Origin of the sequence: Roseomonas sp. BN140053 (genome assembly GCF_047690175.1) — a bacterium.
In the GTDB taxonomy this organism is placed as follows: domain Bacteria; phylum Pseudomonadota; class Alphaproteobacteria; order Acetobacterales; family Acetobacteraceae; genus Roseomonas.
Window position 1 is genome coordinate 1 of the sequence record NZ_JBLLEB010000019.1, and the last position, 17,476, is coordinate 17,476.

19 protein-coding genes are annotated in these 17,476 nt (G+C 72.4%); 9 read left to right on the forward strand and 10 right to left on the reverse strand.

Translation table 11 applies throughout. The annotated features are described in order from the left end of the window. The 6 genes from ACLIBK_RS16480 to ACLIBK_RS16505 all read right to left on the reverse strand — a co-directional run. A partial coding sequence (locus tag ACLIBK_RS16480; RefSeq protein WP_415388374.1) for a hypothetical protein occupies window positions 1-472 on the reverse strand: 472 nt, incomplete at its 3' end. 12 nt (window positions 473-484) lie between these two features. After that, window positions 485-937, reverse strand: coding sequence for an ExbD/TolR family protein (locus tag ACLIBK_RS16485; protein WP_415388375.1), 453 nt, complete (start codon window positions 935-937; stop codon window positions 485-487). A gap of 6 nt (window positions 938-943) precedes the next feature. Further along, complete coding sequence (locus tag ACLIBK_RS16490) at window positions 944-1,660, reverse strand: MotA/TolQ/ExbB proton channel family protein (protein WP_415388376.1); 717 nt, start codon at window positions 1,658-1,660, stop codon at window positions 944-946. A gap of 25 nt (window positions 1,661-1,685) precedes the next feature. Then, a complete protein-coding gene (locus tag ACLIBK_RS16495; RefSeq protein ID WP_415388377.1) occupies window positions 1,686-2,156 on the reverse strand; it encodes a Tat pathway signal protein in 471 nt (156 codons plus the stop codon). Between the two features lie 11 nt (window positions 2,157-2,167). Beyond that, entirely contained in the window at window positions 2,168-2,854 is a 687-nt protein-coding gene (locus ACLIBK_RS16500) for a Fe2+-dependent dioxygenase (protein ID WP_415388378.1), read from the reverse strand. After that, complete coding sequence (locus ACLIBK_RS16505; protein WP_415388379.1) at window positions 2,854-5,028, reverse strand: TonB-dependent receptor; 2,175 nt, start codon at window positions 5,026-5,028, stop codon at window positions 2,854-2,856. The genes ACLIBK_RS16500 and ACLIBK_RS16505 overlap by 1 nt, the downstream gene beginning before the upstream one ends. 396 nt (window positions 5,029-5,424) lie before the next feature. Between ACLIBK_RS16505 and ACLIBK_RS16510 the strand changes: the two genes are divergently transcribed. The 3 genes from ACLIBK_RS16510 to cysE all read left to right on the forward strand — a co-directional run bounded on the left by ACLIBK_RS16510 (window position 5,425) and on the right by cysE (window position 7,788). Further along, window positions 5,425-6,474, forward strand: coding sequence for an SPFH domain-containing protein (locus tag ACLIBK_RS16510; protein WP_415388380.1), 1,050 nt, complete (start codon window positions 5,425-5,427; stop codon window positions 6,472-6,474). Continuing rightward, window positions 6,459-6,875: an NfeD family protein gene (locus tag ACLIBK_RS16515; RefSeq protein WP_415388381.1), complete on the forward strand. Its 417-nt coding sequence runs from the start codon at window positions 6,459-6,461 to the stop codon at window positions 6,873-6,875. The genes ACLIBK_RS16510 and ACLIBK_RS16515 overlap by 16 nt, the downstream gene beginning before the upstream one ends. Before the next feature lie 73 nt (window positions 6,876-6,948). Then, window positions 6,949-7,788: a serine O-acetyltransferase gene (cysE, locus tag ACLIBK_RS16520; protein ID WP_415388382.1), complete on the forward strand. Its 840-nt coding sequence runs from the start codon at window positions 6,949-6,951 to the stop codon at window positions 7,786-7,788. A gap of 159 nt (window positions 7,789-7,947) precedes the next feature. Here the strand turns inward: cysE and ACLIBK_RS16525 are convergent, their stop codons facing one another. Next, complete coding sequence (locus ACLIBK_RS16525) at window positions 7,948-8,370, reverse strand: PRC-barrel domain-containing protein (protein WP_415388383.1); 423 nt, start codon at window positions 8,368-8,370, stop codon at window positions 7,948-7,950. Between the two features lie 137 nt (window positions 8,371-8,507). Beyond that, window positions 8,508-10,262 carry an L-lactate permease gene (locus tag ACLIBK_RS16530; protein WP_415388384.1) on the reverse strand — a complete coding sequence of 585 codons (1,755 nt, stop codon included), beginning with the start codon at window positions 10,260-10,262 and terminating at the stop codon, window positions 8,508-8,510. Window positions 10,263-10,390: 128 nt separating this feature from the next. Here ACLIBK_RS16530 and ACLIBK_RS16535 point away from each other — a divergent pair, with 128 nt between their 5' ends. Both ACLIBK_RS16535 and ACLIBK_RS16540 read left to right on the forward strand, forming a co-directional pair. Beyond that, window positions 10,391-10,684 carry a hypothetical protein gene (locus ACLIBK_RS16535; RefSeq protein ID WP_415388385.1) on the forward strand — a complete coding sequence of 98 codons (294 nt, stop codon included), beginning with the start codon at window positions 10,391-10,393 and terminating at the stop codon, window positions 10,682-10,684. Between the two features lie 116 nt (window positions 10,685-10,800). Continuing rightward, the gene (locus tag ACLIBK_RS16540) at window positions 10,801-11,022 is read left to right on the forward strand and encodes a hypothetical protein (protein WP_415388386.1); all 222 of its coding nucleotides are present in this window, start codon (window positions 10,801-10,803) and stop codon (window positions 11,020-11,022) included. A gap of 28 nt (window positions 11,023-11,050) precedes the next feature. Here the strand turns inward: ACLIBK_RS16540 and ACLIBK_RS16545 are convergent, their stop codons facing one another. Both ACLIBK_RS16545 and ACLIBK_RS16550 read right to left on the reverse strand, forming a co-directional pair. Continuing rightward, window positions 11,051-12,211, reverse strand: a complete 1,161-nt coding sequence (locus tag ACLIBK_RS16545) for a helix-turn-helix transcriptional regulator (protein ID WP_415388387.1) — start codon at window positions 12,209-12,211, stop codon at window positions 11,051-11,053. 226 nt (window positions 12,212-12,437) lie between these two features. Continuing rightward, complete coding sequence (locus ACLIBK_RS16550; protein ID WP_415388388.1) at window positions 12,438-13,190, reverse strand: SDR family NAD(P)-dependent oxidoreductase; 753 nt, start codon at window positions 13,188-13,190, stop codon at window positions 12,438-12,440. Between the two features lie 317 nt (window positions 13,191-13,507). On the opposite strand from ACLIBK_RS16550, the gene miaB reads away from it, so the two are divergent. From miaB to ACLIBK_RS16570, 4 genes are all read left to right on the forward strand, one after another. Then, window positions 13,508-14,884 carry a tRNA (N6-isopentenyl adenosine(37)-C2)-methylthiotransferase MiaB gene (gene miaB / locus ACLIBK_RS16555; RefSeq protein ID WP_415388389.1) on the forward strand — a complete coding sequence of 459 codons (1,377 nt, stop codon included), beginning with the start codon at window positions 13,508-13,510 and terminating at the stop codon, window positions 14,882-14,884. A 71-nt stretch (window positions 14,885-14,955) separates the two neighbouring features. Next, the gene (locus tag ACLIBK_RS16560; protein ID WP_415388437.1) at window positions 14,956-16,032 is read left to right on the forward strand and encodes a PhoH family protein; all 1,077 of its coding nucleotides are present in this window, start codon (window positions 14,956-14,958) and stop codon (window positions 16,030-16,032) included. Continuing rightward, window positions 16,016-16,519, forward strand: coding sequence for an rRNA maturation RNase YbeY (gene ybeY / locus ACLIBK_RS16565; protein ID WP_415388390.1), 504 nt, complete (start codon window positions 16,016-16,018; stop codon window positions 16,517-16,519). The genes ACLIBK_RS16560 and ybeY overlap by 17 nt, the downstream gene beginning before the upstream one ends. Further along, the gene (locus ACLIBK_RS16570) at window positions 16,516-17,424 is read left to right on the forward strand and encodes a hemolysin family protein (RefSeq protein ID WP_415388391.1); all 909 of its coding nucleotides are present in this window, start codon (window positions 16,516-16,518) and stop codon (window positions 17,422-17,424) included. Before ybeY ends, ACLIBK_RS16570 begins: the two co-directional genes overlap by 4 nt. The last annotated feature ends 52 nt before the right edge of the window (window positions 17,425-17,476 follow it).

Below are 17,476 nucleotides of genomic sequence, written 5' to 3' on the forward strand. Positions count from 1 at the left end.
CGGGGGGCGGTGGTTCCGGCAGGAGCTCGGCCAGTTCCGGCTCCGGGGTCGGCTCGGGCGGCGGCGGCTCCGCCGCCTGCATCGGTTCCGGGGGTGGCGGCTCGGCCATGGCCAGGGGCGGCGGGGGCTCGGCAGGCTGCGGCGGCGGAGGCTCGGCCGCCTGCACGGGCGGCGGCTCCGCGGGTTGCAGGGGCGGCGGGGGTTCGGCCGCCGTCACCGGCGGGGGCGGCGCGGCGCTGGCCACCACCGCCGGCGGCGCGGGGGCGGCGGCAACGGGCTCGGCCGCGGCGGGGCTTTCCGCCGCATTCGCCTCGCTGGCCGTGGCGGCGGCCTCGGCCGGGGCGGCGAGGATCTCGATGGGCGGGGCTTCGGGGATCTCGGGTTCGGCCTTGGCCAGCAGCAGCGGCGCGGCCACGGCGGCGTGCAGCACCACGGATGCGCCCCAGCCCAGGGCGCGCAGCTTGCGGGACATGGTGGCTGCCCCTCAGCGGGCCCGGACGGTGCCGCTGCCCGGCTCGGCCTCGGCGATCAGCGACACGCGGGTGATGCCGGAACTGGTCAGGCGCCCCATCACCCGCAGCATGCTGCCATAGGGGGCGTCGCGGTCGCCGCGCACGTAGACGGGGGTCTCGGGGTCACCGCCCTGGGCGTCGCGCAGGCGGGGGCCCAGCTCGGCCTCCGGCACCTCGTCCTGCCTGATAAAGGTGCGGCCGTCGCGCGCCACGGTCAGCACGACGGGCGGCTTGGGGCTGGCGGCGCGCGGGGCGGCGGTGCGCGGCAGGTTCACCGGCACGCCCACCACCATCATCGGGGCCGCCACCATGAACACGATCAGCAGCACCAGCATCACGTCCACCAGCGGCGTGACGTTCATCTCCGACAGCGGGGCGGCATCCTCGTCGTCCTCGTGGCCGAGGCTGGGGCCGGAAAACGCCATGGCCGGCTACTCCGCCGCCGCGACGCGCCCGACGCGGCCCGAGACCGGCGGCAGCGCCCGGCGCGCCAGGCCCGCGGCCAGCTCGGCCGCCGCGGCGTTGCCTTCCTGCCGGAGGCGCGCGATGCCCACGGTGAAGCGGTTATAGGCCAGCACGGCGGGGATCGCGGCCACCAGCCCGATGGCGGTGGCGAAGAGCGCCTCGGCGATGCCGGGCGCCACCACGGCCAGCGAGGTGTCGTTGCTGGCGGCGATGCCCTGGAAGCTGTTCATGATGCCCCAGACCGTGCCGAACAGCCCCACGAAAGGGGCCACCGAGCCGGTGGTGGCCAGGATCGGCAGGCCGGGCTCCAGCCGGCGGGCGGCGGCGGCGATGGGGGCGCGCATGGCGCGCTCGATGCGGTCGCGGAACTCGGCGCGGCTCTCGTCCTCGTCGCGGCCCTCGCGCCATTCGCGCAGCGCCACCCCCAGCGTGCCGGCCGCGAGCCCTTCGCCGGCATCGGAGGGCAGGCCCTGGCCGCCACCTTCCCGCACGGCGCGGGCGAAATGGCGGATCTGGCCGCGCAGCCGGGCGAGGGAGACGGTTTTCTCCACCATGATGGCCCAGCAGGCCAGGGAGGCGAGCACGAGCAGCAGCATCACGGCCTTCACCACCGGATCGGCCTGCAGGAACAGGCCGAGCATGGACAGGTCGTGGGCGGGGGGGGCGACGGCGATGTCGGGCATGGTCAGGCTATACTCACTCTTATTCTCACTTGTCGAAGGGAACGCCTTCGACCCGAGAGGTTGTGACCAGCCGCGGCAGGCAGGCACTGCGCCCTTCCGGAGTGGGGCCGCAGGCCATGAGGTCGTTCAGCAGCACCGAGCCGATGCCGTCGCAGGGCAGGCCGGGCAGGTCGAAGATCCGCGCCATGGTCTTGGCCCCCGGCAGCGGGCCGAGGTCGAGGGCCAGCCGGCGGCCGATCACCCCGTCCTTGCCGAACAGCAGCAGGTCCAGCCGCAGCGGGTCCAGGGCGGCCTCGCCGGGATTGCGCAGCAGCAGCCAGGCGCGGCAGCCCGGCGGGGACAGGTCCGGCCGCGGCTCCAGCCGGTTCAGCTCCAAGCCGATCGGCGGGGCCGCCGGGGAGGCCATCGGAGCGGTGGGAGCCTGCTGCGCCGCGGCGGGGGCTGCCAGCGGCAGGGCAACGAGCAGGCCCAGGATGCCGGCGAGGAGGGGGGGCATCGGGATGGTCCTCACGTCGCGTCCGCCCAGCGGCGCAGCAGGTTGTGGTACACGGAGGTCAGCTGCACGGGGGCGAGGTGTCCCGCCGGCAGGTCGCTCCGCAGCGTGTTGATCGCCACGTCCATGTCGAAGAGCAGCGAGCGCTGCCCGTCGTCGCGGACCATGCTCTGGATCCAGAAGAAGGAACTCACGCGGCTGCCGCGGGTGATCGGCATGACGCGGTGCAGGCTGGTGGCGGGATACACCACCGCGTGGCCGGCGGGCAGCTTCACCCGCTGCTCGCCATAGGTGTCCTCCACCACCAGCTCGCCGCCGTCGTAATCGGCGGGATCGGTGAGGAAGAGGGTGCAGGACACGTCCGTGCGGATGCGCTGCCCCGTGAACTTGTTGTGCCGGATGGCATTGTCGACATGGGCCCCGAAGGTCATGCCCACGTCGTAGCGGTTGAACAGCGGCGGAAAGACGTGCAGCGGCAGCACGGCCGAGGTGAAGAGCCCGTTGTCGCCCAGCGCCTTGAGCACCATCCCCGCCAGCTCGCGGTGCTCCGGGCTGCCTTCCGCGACCTGGAGGTTGTCCTTGACCTCCGCCGACTGGTGGCCGGCGGTGACGCGGCCATCCACCCAAGGGGACCGGTCCAGCAGGTCGCGCATCTGCGCGACCTGCTCCGCGGTCAGGACATCGGGAATGGCCAGCAGCATCAGAACCTTGCCGAGGTGGAGAGCACGAAGGTCCGCCCGGGGGACTCGACCACGTGGCCCGTATACACCGTCTCGAAGGCACGGGTGTTGCCGAGGTTGATGGCATTGGCCTGGAAGCGCAGCCCCTGCAGCGGGCCGTCGGTGGGCTCCCAGGCCAGCGCCGCGTCGTAGCGGGTGAAGCTGGGGGCGCGCACGGTGTTGGTGGTGTTGCCGAAGCGGCGCGAGATGTGCTGCACGCCGCCGCCGATCTGCACCCCCGTCACCCCCGCGATCGGCGGCAGGTCGTAGGTGGTCCACAGCGTCGCGGTGTGCGGCGCCACATTGGCGAACTCCTTGCCGATCTCGGCGCGGTTGCCGGAGGAGCGGATCTCGCTGTCCAGGTAGGTGTAGCCGGCCAGCACGTTCCAGCCCGGCAGGATGCGGCCGGTGATGCTGACCTCGATGCCCTGCACCCGCACGTCGCCGTCCAGCACCTGCAGCGTCTGGTTGGTCAGGTCGGAGGTGCGGGCATTGGTTTTCACCGTGCGGAACAGCGCGGTGTTCAGCCGCACCCCGTCCAGCAGCTCCCACTGCGCGCCGATCTCGTAGGAGCGGGCGGTTTCGGGGGCCAGCTGCGCGTTGTTGGCCGCCAGCGTCAGGCTTTCGGCAGAGGGATTGAAGCTGGTGCCGTAGGAGAAGTAGGTCCGCAGGCTCTCGGTCGGCTTGAAGATCAGGCTGCCGCGCCAGGTGAACTTCTCGTCCGTGCGGCTGAACTGCGTTTGCCCGGTGGGGCGGGGGATGGTGCGGTTGCGGTAGTCGGCGTCGAAGCTGTCCCAGCGGGCGCCCAGCAGCACCTCGAAGTACTGGCCCAGCCGCGCCTGGTCGATGGCGTAGAAGGAGTAGGTGTTGGCCACCGTCTTCACGTCGGAATTCGGCGTGGTGGTGTAGCGGCCGGAGGCCCAGTCATCCGGGTTCAGCAGCGGCGAGTTGGGCCGCCCGGTCTGGGTGAAGCGCGTCAGCTCGGAGCTTTCCCGCGCGATCTCGAAGCCGGCCAGGATGGCATGCTGGACGAAGCCGGTGCGGACATTGGCCGTGACCTCCGTCTGGTTGACCAGCAGGCTGTCATAGCCTTCGCGCACCTGCGGCTCGCGCCGCACCTGCACCCGCTCCAGCGGCGTGGTGCCGGTGACGGCGGGAGTGGTGGCCAGGATACGCGGGGCGGTGGCCGAGAGGTCGCGGTAGTAGCCGCCGTAGCGGGAGGTGTTGGTCAGCCGGATGCCGTTGTCGAACTGGTGCGTCAGCCGCGCGGTGACCACGTCGGTCAGGGTGCGCTCCCGGTCCAGGTCGCGCAGGCCGTAATAGGTGCTGCGCGGCACCCGCGCCGGGCGGCCGTCGATGTAGGGCACGCCGAAGTCGGGGATGTTGTTCTCTTCCTGGTGCACCCAGGCCAGGGTGAACTGCGTCGGCCCTTCCATGCCCAGGGTGATCGAGGGGGCCACGCCCCAGCGCTGCTGCCGCACCGGCCCGCGGTCGGCGGCGTCGATGCTGGACCCCATGGCGACGAGGCGGGCGGCGACGTCGCCGGCGCGGATGTTGACATCGCCCACCGAGCGCACGCCGCCCGGGTTGTAGCCCGAGATGGACAGCGTGCCGGTGGTCTGGGCCAGCGGCAGGCGCGAGGTCTGGTTGATGGCGCCGCCGGTGGAGCCGCGGCCGAACTGCACCGCCGAGGGGCCCTTCAGCACCTCGACATTCTCCAGGAAGAAGGTGTCGCGGGTGTACTGGCCGAGGTCGCGGATGCCGTCGATAAAGAAGTCGCCGCGGGCGGAGAAGCCGCGCAGCGTCAGGTTGTCGCCGGAAAAGCCGCCCTCGCCGGCCGCGAGGCTGATGCCGGTGACGTTGCGCAGCGCCTCGCGCACGGTGGTGGCGTTGCGCTGCTGGATCACCTCCTGCGGCACCACGTTGATGGTTTGCGGGGTTTCGGCGATCGGCACCGGCGAGCGCGGGGCGTTCTGCCGCAGGTCGGGCCGGTAGGGCGCGGGCGCCTGGCCCTGCACGCTGACCTCCGGCAGGGCCACCGTTTCGTCGGTGGGGGCCTGGGCAGCGGCCGGCAGGGCCAGGGCGGACAGGAAGCCAGCACCGGCCAGGCCGATCGTCGGCAGGAGATTGGCGTGGCGTGGCGGCGCGAGCGACATTGTATCCGGTTCCCCTCGGAAGACGACCTCCCGTAACAGCAAGTGAGATTGATTCGCAATAGCCGCGTGGCGGAAAAATCACGGGTGCGTCATCTTGGCCAGGGGGTGCGCCGGAACCCTGCTCAGCCCCTTCGCCACGGCGCGGCCCGGGGAGCGGGGTGCCCGGGACCCGATCCTCCCATGACGTGGTCCGGCCACGCTTTTCCCCGAACCCGCCACGGCGGGCGTCCCGTCGCGAGGGCGATGCGGCGGGAGGCCGTTCGCCCGGTGATCGCGCGGCCGCAACGCGGCCGAAGCGGGAACGGCCGATCCGGCCGGCCGGAACCCCCGCCGTACCATTGCGGTTCCGCATGCTTTCCCCAAGGATGCCCGTCCCTTCACGAGGACCCGCCCCGCATGGACGGCTTCACCGGCACCACCATCGTTCTCGTGCTGCTGCTCGGCCTGGCGCTGCTGACGGCGTTCAAGGGCATCCGCACCGTGCCGCAGGGGGAAGTCTGGACGGTGGAGCGCTTCGGCGCCTTTACCCGGCTGCTGCAGCCCGGGCTGAACTTCGTGGTGCCCTTTATCGACGCCATCGGCCACCGGCTGAACGTGCAGGAGGTCGTGCTCGACATCCCCGAGCAGTCGGTGATCACCAAGGACAACGCCACCGTCACGGTGGACGGCATCGTGTATTACCGGGTGATGGACCCCGCCAAGGCGGCCTACCAGGTGCAGAACCTGCAATCCGCCCTGACGGCGCTGAGCATGACCAACATCCGCGCCGTGATCGGCGAGATGGACCTGGACCAGACCTTGTCCTCGCGCGACCGCATCAACTCGGCGCTGCTGAACATCCTCGACGGTGCCACCGAACCCTGGGGGGTCAAGGTCAGCCGCGTGGAGATCCGCAAGATCGAGCCGCCGGAAAACCTGATCCGCGCCATGAACCTGCAGATGACCGCCGAGCGCGAGCGCCGCGCCCTGGTGGCCCGCGCCGAGGGCGAGCGCGAAGCGGCGGTGAAGCGCGCCCAGGGCGCCAAATCCGCCCAGGTGCTGGAAGCCGAAGGCCGGCTGGAAGCGGCGTCCCGCGATGCCGAGGCGCGCGAGCGGCTGGCGCAGGCGGAGGCCGCGGCGACCCGCATGGTGTCGGAAGCCGCGGCCGGGGCCGGGGCCGACGCGCTGCGCTACTTCATCGCCGAGCGCTACGTGGACGCCTTCAAGGCGCTGGCGGCCAACCCGTCCTCGCGCCTCGTGGTGGTGCCGATGGAAGCCTCTGCCCTGGCCGGCGGCGTGGCCGGCGCGCTGGAACTGCTGCGCGACGGCGGGCGCGACTTCGGGCGTGATCCGGGACGCGAGGCCGGGCGTGGCGCCGCCGGGGTGCTGCCGGTGCCGCGGCCCGGCGGCCCGGCGCCGGGCGGCTCGGTTCCCCCCAGCGGGAGCGGTCCATGGACGGCTGGCTGATCTGGGTCGCGGCGGGGCTGCTGGCGCTCGGCGGCGAGCTGCTGCTGCCCGGGGCCTACCTGCTCTGGGTCGGCGTGGCGGCGATCGGGACGGGGCTGCTGCTGCTCGCGGCGGCGCCCGGCTTCGGCGTCACGGTGGTGGTGTTCGTGGTGCTGCTGGCCGCCGGGATCGCCTGGTCGCTGCGCCGCCCGGCCCGGGCTCCGGCCGGGCTCAACACGCCCGAAGCCGGTCTGGTCGGCCGCGAGGGCGTGCTGCTGCCTGCCAGGAACGGCGTCGGGCTGCGGGTGCGCCTGGGGGATTCCGACTGGCCGGCCCGCCTGTCCGGCCCCGAGCCGGCGCCGGGAACGCGGGTGCGGGTGGAGGCGGTGGACGGGCTCACCCTCTGCGTCCGGCCGGAATAGCCGGGGCGCGGGGGGAGCAGGTGTTGCCGGCGCTTTCCCCGCCTATCTAGGGGTCGAACGCCGAGAACGCCCCATGCCGTCACACTGCCTCGCCCTGCTGCCGGAAGCCTCGCCCGACCTCCAGCCGGCCGACGACCTGTGGTCCCGTTTGCGCCGGGAGGGGGTGGAGGCGCTGGACCGCGATGCGCTGCTGACCCAGCCCCTCGCCGTTGCCCTGATGCGGCACAACTCCTTCGCCACGGCGCTGGGCCATCGCATCGCCCGCAAGCTGGCCGATCCGGAGCTGGACGCCACCGCCCTGGCCGGGGTGGTCTGCGAAGCCTTCCTGCAGGACCCGGCCATCGTGGCCGCGGCCGCCGCGGACCTGCTGGCGGTGCAGGACCGAGACCCCGCCTGTCCCGACCTGCTGACCCCTTTCCTGTACTTCAAGGGCTACCTGGCCCTGCAATCCCACCGCGTCGCCCATTGGCTGTGGCGGCGCGAGCGCATCCACCTGGCCCGCCACCTGCAGAGCCGGGTGGCCGAGGTCTTCGCCGTGGACATCCACCCCGCTGCCCGGCTCGGCCGCGGTATCATGCTGGACCACGGCACGGGGGTGGTGGTGGGGGAAACGGCGGTGATCGGCGACGACGTGTCGCTGTTGCAGGGCGTAACCCTGGGCGGCACGGGCAAGGAGCGCGGCGACCGCCATCCCAAGATTTGCCGCGGCGTGCTGATCGGCGCCGGGGCTTCGGTGCTGGGCAATATCGAGGTGGGCGAGGGCGCCAAGGTCGGGGCCGGTTCCATCGTGCTGGACCCCGTGGCGCCCTATACCACCGTGGCCGGGGTGCCCGCCCGCCCGGTGGGCCGCCACACTTCGCTGCCCGGGATCACCATGGACCAGTCCCTGCCGCGGCCGGACTACTCCATCTGACGCGCCGCCGGGCGGCCATCCCGGCCAGCTGTCCGGGACGGGGCTCGCGGGGGGAATCCGCGCCGAGGGGGCTCCGCCTCCTCGGCATCCTGAGTGCAGGCCAAACCTCCTTGCGCAAGAACTCGCAAGCCTTCGGAGAATCGGCCCGGCAGCCTCTGCTCAGTCGTTGTAGGTGATCGCGGGCAGGGCGTTGATCTGCTCGCGCGTCATCTGGATGGTGATGCGGCGTTCGCCGGGCGTCAGGCGCAGCTGGTTCAGCGGCACCGCTACGTATTTGGAGGTCAGCCCGAGGCGGGTTTCCACCTCGATCACCGCCAGCACGACGCGGCCCTGTGCCGGGTCGATCACGAGGTCCTCGATCTCACCGATCTCCACATTGTCGGTGGTGTAGATGTCGCGATCCATCAGCTGCTTGGCGCGGATCTGGTTGGCCTCGACCCGCAGGCCCGGCGCGGCAGTCGCCGCTGTTCCCGGCGTGGTGGTGGCCGCACCCGGTGCGGTGGTGGCGGGCGCCTGGGCCGAGGCGGTGAGCGGGGCGGCCAGCATGGTGGCCAAACCCGCGGCGAGCAGAAGATTACGCATTTTTAACCCCATCGGCATGAGGGCTGGGTAACGCCCGCCGTCCCTGGGGAGTTGCCCGGTGCCACCCCGATCAGGGCGGAAGCGCCCGGGAACGGGCCTGTCCCCGCTCCCGGACCCGTCGTTCCGGCCCGGGCTCTTCAGCCCGGCAGCACCATGGCCGTGAAGGGCGGCACGTAGGCCTGCAGCGTCACCAGCAGCCCGACCAGCACCGCCAGCGCGATGGAATGGAAGAAGACGTAGCGCAGGATGTCGCCCTCATGCCCGAACCAGTTCGTGGCGGTGGAGGCCACCACGATGCTCTGCGCATCGATCATCTTGCCCATCACGCCGCCGGAGGAGTTGGCCGCCGCCATCAGGATCGGCGACAGGCCGAGCTGCTGCGCGCTGATCTTCTGCAGGCCGCCGAACAGCACGTTGGACGCCGTGTCCGACCCCGTCAGCGCCACGCCCAGCCAGCCCAGCAGCGTGCCGAACAGGGGGTAGAAGACCCCGGAATTGGCGAAGGCCAGCCCCATGGTGGCGTCCAGCCCGGAATACCGGGTCAGCGTGCCCAGGCCGAGCATGGCGGCGATGGTCAGCAGCGAATAGCGCACCTTGTGGATCGTGCGCCCGTATTCCCGGATCAGGCCCAGCGGCGAGAAGCCCATCAGCAAGCCGCCGATGATCGCCGAGAACAGGATGCCCGTGCCGGTCATGGACAGGATGCCGAAGGGAAACACCGCACCCTCCGGCGTGGGGGCGGCCACCACGGGCGGGATCTTGACGATCAGCCGGTGCAGCCCCTCGATCGGGAAGCTCGCGCTCCAGATCCCGTTCAGGGATGCCTTCACGCCCTGCAGGCCCCACAGGAACACGAACACCGTCAGCACCAGCCAGGGCAGCCAGGCACGCCACACCGCACCGTTGTTGTCGGCGGCCACCGCCGCCCCGCCGGCCGTCGCAGTGCGCGGCACGGGCCGGGGCGCCGGCTCGGCCAGTTCACCGGTGCGCATCGCGGCGGCGGGCACCGGGCCAGGGCGGCCAGCGCTCACGCGTTCCTCCGCGCGGCCGCGCAGGGACGGGTCGGTCCAGATGCGCCGCGGCTGCCAGATCCGCAGGAAGCCGACGAGGCAGGCCATGGACACCAGCGCCGCGACCACGTCCACCAGGTAGGGGCCGTTGTAGTTGGACACCAGGAACTGCGGCACGGCGAAACTCACGCCGGTGACCAGGATCGCCGGCCAGATTTCCAGCATTCCGCGCCAGCCCGCAAAGGCCCAGATCAGCCAGAACGGCACCAGCACGGAAAAGAAGGGCAGCTGCCGCCCGATCATCGCGGACAAGGCGAAGATATCCAGCCCCGTCACGTCGGCCAGGGCGATCACCGGCGTGCCCAGCGCCCCGAAGGCCACCGGGGCGGTGTTGGCGATCAGGCTCAGCCCCGATGCGGCCAGGGGCGAGAAGCCCAGCCCGATCAGGATCGCCGCCGTCACCGCGACGGGGGTGCCGAAGCCGGCTGCACCCTCGAAGAAGGCGCCGAAGGAGAAGGCGATCAGCAGCAGCTGCAGCCGCCGGTCGGTGGTGATGCCGCCGATCGAGCGCTGCAGCACGTCGAAGGAGCCGTTCGCCACCGTCAGGCGGTACAGGAAGATGATGTTCAGCACGATCCAGCCGATCGGGAACAGTCCCGTCAGGATCCCCAGGCCGGTGGCGCGGGCGGCGAAACCCGCGGGCATGCCGAACACGGCCACGGCCACCAGGAAGGCCACGACCAGCGCGGCAATCGCGGCCCAGTGCGCCTGGATACGCAGAAAGGCCAGGGCGACCAGCATGGTGGCCACGGGCAACGCCGCCACCAGGGCCGAGAGCAGGATCGACCCGAAGGGGTCGTAGAGCTGGTTCCAGGGTGTCACGGCGTCGCTCCCTCCGGCGCCTCGAATCGGGCGCTCGCGGCATGATGCATGATCGGCGGCGACCGCTGGTGTTCTTCCGCAACGTTTCGATACTTGAACCCCCGCCTCGCCGGGGCGACATCGCCCGCATGAGCGACCCGCTGCGCCGCCCGACCGTGATCGACATGACCCCGGAGGGCGAGTTCCGCACGCCGGCACCGCCGGGCCGGGGTGAGCGCCTGCTGCGCCGCATCGGCGGGGCCGCCTTCCTGGTGGCGCTGGTGGCCGGCGGGCTATGCGTCGCGGCGCTGGCCTTCGTGGTGCTGGGCCTGCTGCTGCCGGTGGCGGTGGTGGCGGGTGCCGTGGCCTTCGCGGTGCTGTGGTGGAAGCTGCGCCAGGCGCGCCGGCAGGGCCGCCCGGCTTTCGTGGTGATGCGCCGCTGAGGGCACCGCGCCCGTTCGAACCAGACCCGGCGCGGCTCTACGAGGTCCGCCGCAACGGCATACCCTTCACCCAGCCTCCCCCCGATCCCGAGCGCGAAGCGGCCCGGCAACGCCTGGTGCGCCGCTGGTGGGTCGCGGCGGTGCTGCTCAACGCCGCCGTGGCGGCGGTCGTGACCCTGGGCGTGGCGCTGCTGCCGCGGGCCGCCACCGTCTGGCTGGGCTTCCTGCCGATCCTGTCCGCGCCGCTGCTGATCGTGGCGCCCTGGCTGTCCCGCCACCGGCCTGGCCGTGGCCGGGTGCATCGCGTGCGGCCCGGAGAGTTCCCGCCCGCGCGGTGATCCGTGCCCTTCCGGGCGTGTCCCGAGTTCAGCCGCCGAGCCGTCCCAGCAGGGCGACGAGGTCGGCCTGGCGTCGGCAGCCGGTCTTGCGGCGTATGCTGGCCAGGTGGGTGCGGGCGGTCTCCACCGAGAGGCGGCGGCCGGCGGCATAGGCGGCCAGGGTTTCGCCCCGGGCCAGGGCGGCGGCCAGCGCCGCCTCGGCGGGGGTGAGGTCGAGCAGGTGGCGCAGCAGAGCGGTAGAGGGTGTTGCGCGCTGCTGCGGGTCGGAAACCAGCAGCATGGCGCCGGAGAAGCCGGCAAAGGCGCCGTGCTCGCCGCGGCGCAGGGGCAGGACCTGCACGATCCAGGGGGCGGCGCCGGAAGGGCGCGGGATGGCGAGGCTGCCGCTCTCGTGCAGGAAGCGCAGCTGGCCGCGGGCGGCGGCGAGCGCTGCGGCGATGGCGTGTCGCAGGGCACGGCGGGCGGGGGCGGCGGGGCAATACAGCCCGTTGTGGTCCAGCACGAAGCCGTCCGTCTGGGCGGCCATGTCCCGCAGGGCGGTGTTGCTGAACAGCAGCCGGCCTTCCTCGGACAGCACCGCCACCCCCTGCCGCAAGGCGTCCAGCCCCGCCGTCGCCGCGACCGGCGCCTCGATTCCCTCGCCCAGGCGCGATTGCAGCATCATGGTGCGGCGGAGATGGGGAAACAGTTCCTCCAGCAGGCTTTCCTCGGCCGCGCCGAAAGGTTCGCGGTTCTCCTGCCGGTGCAGGCCCAGCCCGCCGACGGCGTTGCCGGCCCCGGTGGTGTAGGCGGACAGGCAGTGGAAGACGCGGCCCCGGGGGCGGCAGAACTCGTTCCAAATGGCGCTGCGGGCATAGGTTTCGGCCGGCACGACGCGGGCCATGTTCAACACGCCCGGGCCATGCGCCTGGGCCGCCTTCATCCAGGGATCGTGGCGTACCCAGTGCGTTCCATAGGCGTGGAAGTCGTCGGGGTCGATGTTCATGCAGGCCATGGACTGCGAGGCCAGCGGCACGTGCCCGGCGAACTCCGCCACCTGGGTCGCGTGGGTATCCGCCCCCAGCGCCCGGGCGATGCTGTCCAGCACGCGCGGCAAGCCGTCGCCGTCCAGCACGGCCGCGTAGAGGTCCAGGGCGAGGCGTTGGGGAAGCAGGAGCTCGTTGTCGGTTCGCACTGAGTGAAGCGCCATCGTTTCCTGGTCACCCCGGGGCTGGTGCCGCACTCGCGCCCGTCTGGAACAGGATGCGATCACCCGGATGGGTGATGCTCGCAGCGAAGTGAGCCGGTGGGAACCCCGAATGTCCTGCCGGCGCAACAGTACGTCTTGGCAATGGAAAAGTTACTTTCCATGCAACGGCGGGACGAGCCGCCGAGGGCGGGAAAGCGGTGCTCCCCCGTTCTCCGCGGCCGCACCCTCACTGGCCCGGCTTGAACACCCGCAACGGCCCGAAGGCCTGGCCGACCGGCATCACCTGCAGCGTGTTGACGTTGACCCGGGCCGGGCGCGTCGCCACCCAGTGCACGGTGTCCGCGACGTCCTCGGGGGTCAGCGGCTCGGCGCCGGCATAGACGGCCGCGGCCCGGGCATCGTCGCCGAAGCGCACGTTGGAGAATTCCGTGCCGCCCACCAGCCCGGGCTCGATGTCGGTCACCCGCACGGGGGTGCCGTGCAGATCGGCCCGCAGGTTCAGGCTGAACTGGCGCACGAAGGCCTTGCTGGCGCCGTAGACGTTGGCGCCGGGATAGGGCCACTCGCCGGCGGTGGAGCCGATGTTCACGACATGGCCGCGCCCGCGCGCCACCATGCCCGGCAGCACCGCGCGGGTGACGTAGACCAGCCCCTTTACGTTGGTGTCGATCATGGCGTCCCAGTCGTCCAGCTCGGCCTCCTGGGCCGGGGCGAGGCCGCGGGCGAGGCCGGCATTGTTCACCAGCAGGTCCACCGCCTGCCATTCCGCCGGCAGGGCGCCGATCGCCGCGGCCACCGCCGCGCGGTCGCGCACGTCCAGCACCAGGGGCAGCAGCCGCTCGGCGCCCAGTTCGTCGCGCAGGGCGTCCAGCCGCTCGGCACGGCGGCCGGCGGCGATCACGCGGGCGCCGTCAGCGGCGAAGCGGCGGGCGATGGCGGCGCCGAAGCCGGCGGTGGTGCCGGTGACGAGGAGGAGCATGCGGGGCATCCCTTGTGCGTGGGGTGGCGGTGCGGGCGCCGGGGCGGCGCGGCGGTGTCCTACGCCGGTTCGGGGCCGGTGTGAGGCCCTGGCGGGCGCGGGCCGGGCGCCTGGGCCGTCCCGTGCGGCCGGGGTCGGGCCTTGCCGTCCGGCGCGGCGCCCGCGCCCGTCGCACGCCGCGCTTGACCCCGCCCCGCTTCCTCCGCGACCCTGTTTCCACGAATGCACCGGAGTCGCTTGACCCCTGCCCCTGCGGGCCGCACAGGACCGCCGCGACCCGGCATCCCTCCCGCCGGGCGGAAGGGTTTTGGGCAGAGATGACTGAGCCGGCCGGCACCCCCCCGCGCAAGAAGCTGCTGATCCGCACCTGGGGCTGCCAGATGAACGTCTACGACAGCGCCCGCATGGCGGACGTGCTGGCGCCCCTGGGCTACGCGCCCACGGAGGATGCGGCCGAGGCCGACATGGTGGTGCTCAACACCTGCCACATCCGCGAGAAGGCGTCGGAGAAGGTGTTCTCCGACCTCGGCCGGCTGCGCGACACCAAGCAGCGGCGGGCGGCGGCGGGCAAGGACACGGTGATCGCGGTGGCCGGCTGCGTCGCCCAGGCGGAAGGCGCCGAGATCACCGCCCGCGCCCCCTGGGTGGACATGGTGCTGGGGCCGCAGACCTATCACCGGCTGCCGGAGATGGTGGCGCGCCTGTCGCGCGCCGCGGGCCAGGTGATCGAGACCGACTTCCCGGCCGAGGCCAAGTTCGACCACCTGCCGGAAGCCAGTGCGCCGCAGGGGCCGATCGCCTTCCTGACGGTGCAGGAAGGCTGCGACAAGTTCTGCTCCTTCTGCGTGGTGCCCTATACCCGCGGCGCCGAGTTTTCCCGCCCCGCGGCGGCGGTGATCGCCGAGGCGCGCCGGCTGGCCGGGCAGGGGGCGCGGGAGATCGCGCTGCTCGGGCAGAACGTGAACGCCTACCATGGCGAAGGGCCGGATGGGCGGGTCTGGGGCCTGAGGCGCCTGTTGCGCGCGCTGGCGGAGATCCCCGGCGTGGCGCGGCTGCGCTACAGCACCAGCCACCCCCGCGACATGGATGACGACCTGATCGCCGCCCATGGCGAGATCCCGGCCCTGCTGCCCTTCATGCACCTGCCCGTGCAGACCGGCTCGGACCGCATGCTGCGGGCGATGAACCGTGGCCACGACGCCGCGCTGTTCCGCCGCATCGTGGATCGCCTGCGCGCGGTGCGGCCGGACATGGCGTTGTCCTCGGACTTCATCATCGGCCATCCCGGCGAGAGCCTGCGGGACTTCGAGGACACGATGGCTCTGGTGCGCGACACCGGCTTCGCCCTGGCCTACTCCTTCAAGTATTCCGCCCGGCCCGGCACCCCCGCCGCCGGCCTGCCCGGCCAGGTGCCCGAGGCCGAGAAGGACGCCCGGCTGCAAGCCCTGCAGGCGCTGCTGCGGGAACAGCAGCAGGCCTTCAACGCCGATTGCGTCGGCCGTGACTGCGACGTGCTGATCACCGGGCCCGGCCGCTACCCCGGCCAGCTCGCGGGGCGGTCGCCCTGGCTGCAGCCGGTGCATCTTTTCGGCAACGAATTCCTCCCTGGCGATATCGTGAGGGTGCGTTTGAGTGCCGCGCTCACCAATTCCCTTTCCGCAACCCTTGCGCACCAGGAGCCCGCGCCCGCTTGAGCAGCCCCCCGATCGCCATCCGCCCCCTGGCCGGATCGTCCCCCACCGGGAATGATCCCCGTGCCGCGGCCATCCCCCCGGCCCGACCCCTGCTGCCCGAAAGCGATCCGGGCACGCGGTCCGTTGCCCTGACCTTCGACGACAACCTGCTGTTGCCGCTGCTGCTGGGCGAGCACGACCGCCACGTCGCGCGCATCGAGCAGAAGCTGGGCATCCGCATCGCCGCCCGCGGCAACCGCGTGACGGTGACCGGCGGCGGCCAGGCCACCGAGGCAGCCGAGGGCGTGCTGCGGAGCCTGTGGCAGAAGCTGCGGCGGGGCGAGGCCGTGGGCATGGCCGAGGTGGAGGCGGCGCTGCGCTTCGCCGGGCGTGACGGCACGGAGGAGAACCCGCGCCTGCCGCTGGCCGACCTGCCGGCGATCCGCACCCGCAAGGGCGCCATCGCGCCGCGCTCGCCGGCCCAGGCGGCCTATATGGACCTGCTGGCCCGGCACGAGATGGTGCTGGGCGTGGGGCCGGCGGGCACGGGCAAGACCTACCTCGCCGTGGCGCAGGGGGTGGCGCTGCTGCTGGCGGGGCGGGTGGACCGCATCGTGCTGAGCCGCCCGGCGGTGGAAGCGGGCGAGCGGCTGGGCTTCCTGCCCGGCGACATGAAGGAGAAGGTGGACCCTTATCTCCGCCCGCTCTACGACGCGCTGCACGACATGCTGCCGGCCGACCAGGTGGTGCGGCGCATCGCCTCGGGCGAGATCGAGATCGCGCCGCTGGCCTTCATGCGCGGCCGGACGCTGGCGCATTCCTTCGCCATCCTGGACGAGGCGCAGAACACCACCCCCGCCCAGATGCGCATGTTCCTGACCCGGATGGGCGACGGCACGCGCATGGTGGTCAACGGCGACCCCACCCAGGTGGACCTGCCGCCGGGCCAGACCTCCGGGCTGGTGCAGGCGCTGAACGTGCTGGAAGGGGTGGAGGGCATCGGCGTCGCCCGCTTCACCGAGGGCGACGTGGTGCGGCACCCGCTGGTGGGCCGCATCGTCTCCGCCTATGCCCGCTTCGACGACAGCCGCCAGCGCGGCGACGTTTACCAGGGAGCCGGTGCCAGGGCGGCGCGGCGCGGAAAGGATCGGGATGGACCCGTCGAGTAGTACCCTCCCCGGAAGCCAGGTCGCTTCCGGGGAGAGCGAGCCGGAGATCGCGGTGATCGTGGCGTCGCCGCGCTGGCGCGCCGCGGTGCCCCGGGCGGAGCGGCTGGCCGAGGCCGCCGCTTCCGCCGCCCTGGCCGAGGCCGGCGTGTCCGGCGCGGTCACGGTGCTGCTGGCCGATGACCGCGCGATCAAGCGGCTGAACGGCACCCATCGCAACAAGAACAAGCCCACCAACGTGCTGAGCTTCCCGGCCGGCGTGCCCGGCCTGCTGGGCGACGTCGCCCTGGCGCTGGGCACGGTGGAGCGGGAGGCGCGGGCGGCGCGGCGTTCCGTGCGCGCCCACCTCGCCCATCTCGTGGCGCATGGGGCGCTGCACCTGGCCGGGCACGACCACCTCCGCGCCGGCGAGGCGCGGCGGATGGAGCGGGCGGAAGCGCGGGTGATGCGGCGCCTCGCCCTGCCCAACCCGTGGAAGGGCGTGCAGTGAGCGGCGAAGGCAACGGCGGCGGGCAGCAGGGGCTGCTGTGGTGGCTGGGCACGCTGACCCGCAAGCGCGAGGCCGAGAGCGTGCGCGAGCGGGTCGAGGCGCTGGTGGAAGCGCAGGAAGAACCGCAGGAAGCCGGTGGCCTGCCCGAGCTGGACGCGGCCGAGCGCGCCCTGCTGGGCAACGTGCTGAAGCTGCGCGGCAAAACGGCGCTGGACGTGATGGTGCCCCGCGCCGACATCGTCGCCATGCCGGAAAGCCTGACGCTGGAGGAGGCCATCCGGCTGATCCAGCGCGAAGGCCATTCCCGCCTGCCGGTGTACCGGGAGAACCTCGACGACGTCGTGGGCATGATCCACATCAAGGACGTTTTCGCCGCGGTGGGGCAGGAGGCGGAAGCGGCCACGTCCTTCCGCCTGGCCTCCATCCTGCGCAAGCCGCTGCTGGTGGCGCCGCAGATCCCCGTGCTGGACCTGCTGCTGCAGATGCGGCTGAACCGCATCCACCTGGCGCTGGTGGTGGACGAATACGGCGGCATCGACGGGCTGGTCACCATCGAGGACCTGGTGGAGACCATCGTGGGCGACATCGCCGACGAGCACGACGAGGAAAGCGCCCCCCAGGCGGTGGAACGGCCCGACGGGTCCCTGGACGTGGATGCCCGCATGCCGGTGGAGCATTTCGAGGCCCGCTTCGGCCCGGTGCTGACCGCCGAGGAACGCCATCAGGACATCGACACGGTGGGCGGGCTGGTGTTCACCCTGGCCGGCCGGGTGCCGGCCAAGGGCGAGCTGCTGTCGCATGAATCCGGCCTGGAGTTCCGGGTGCTGGAGGTGGATGCGCGCAACATCCGCCGGTTGCGGGTGCGCCGCCCGGTGGCGGAGGATGCCCGGGCCGCGGCGGAATAGCGACCGGCCCCACACCGTCGCGCCTTTGTTCCGACGGGGACAAGCAGCGAGC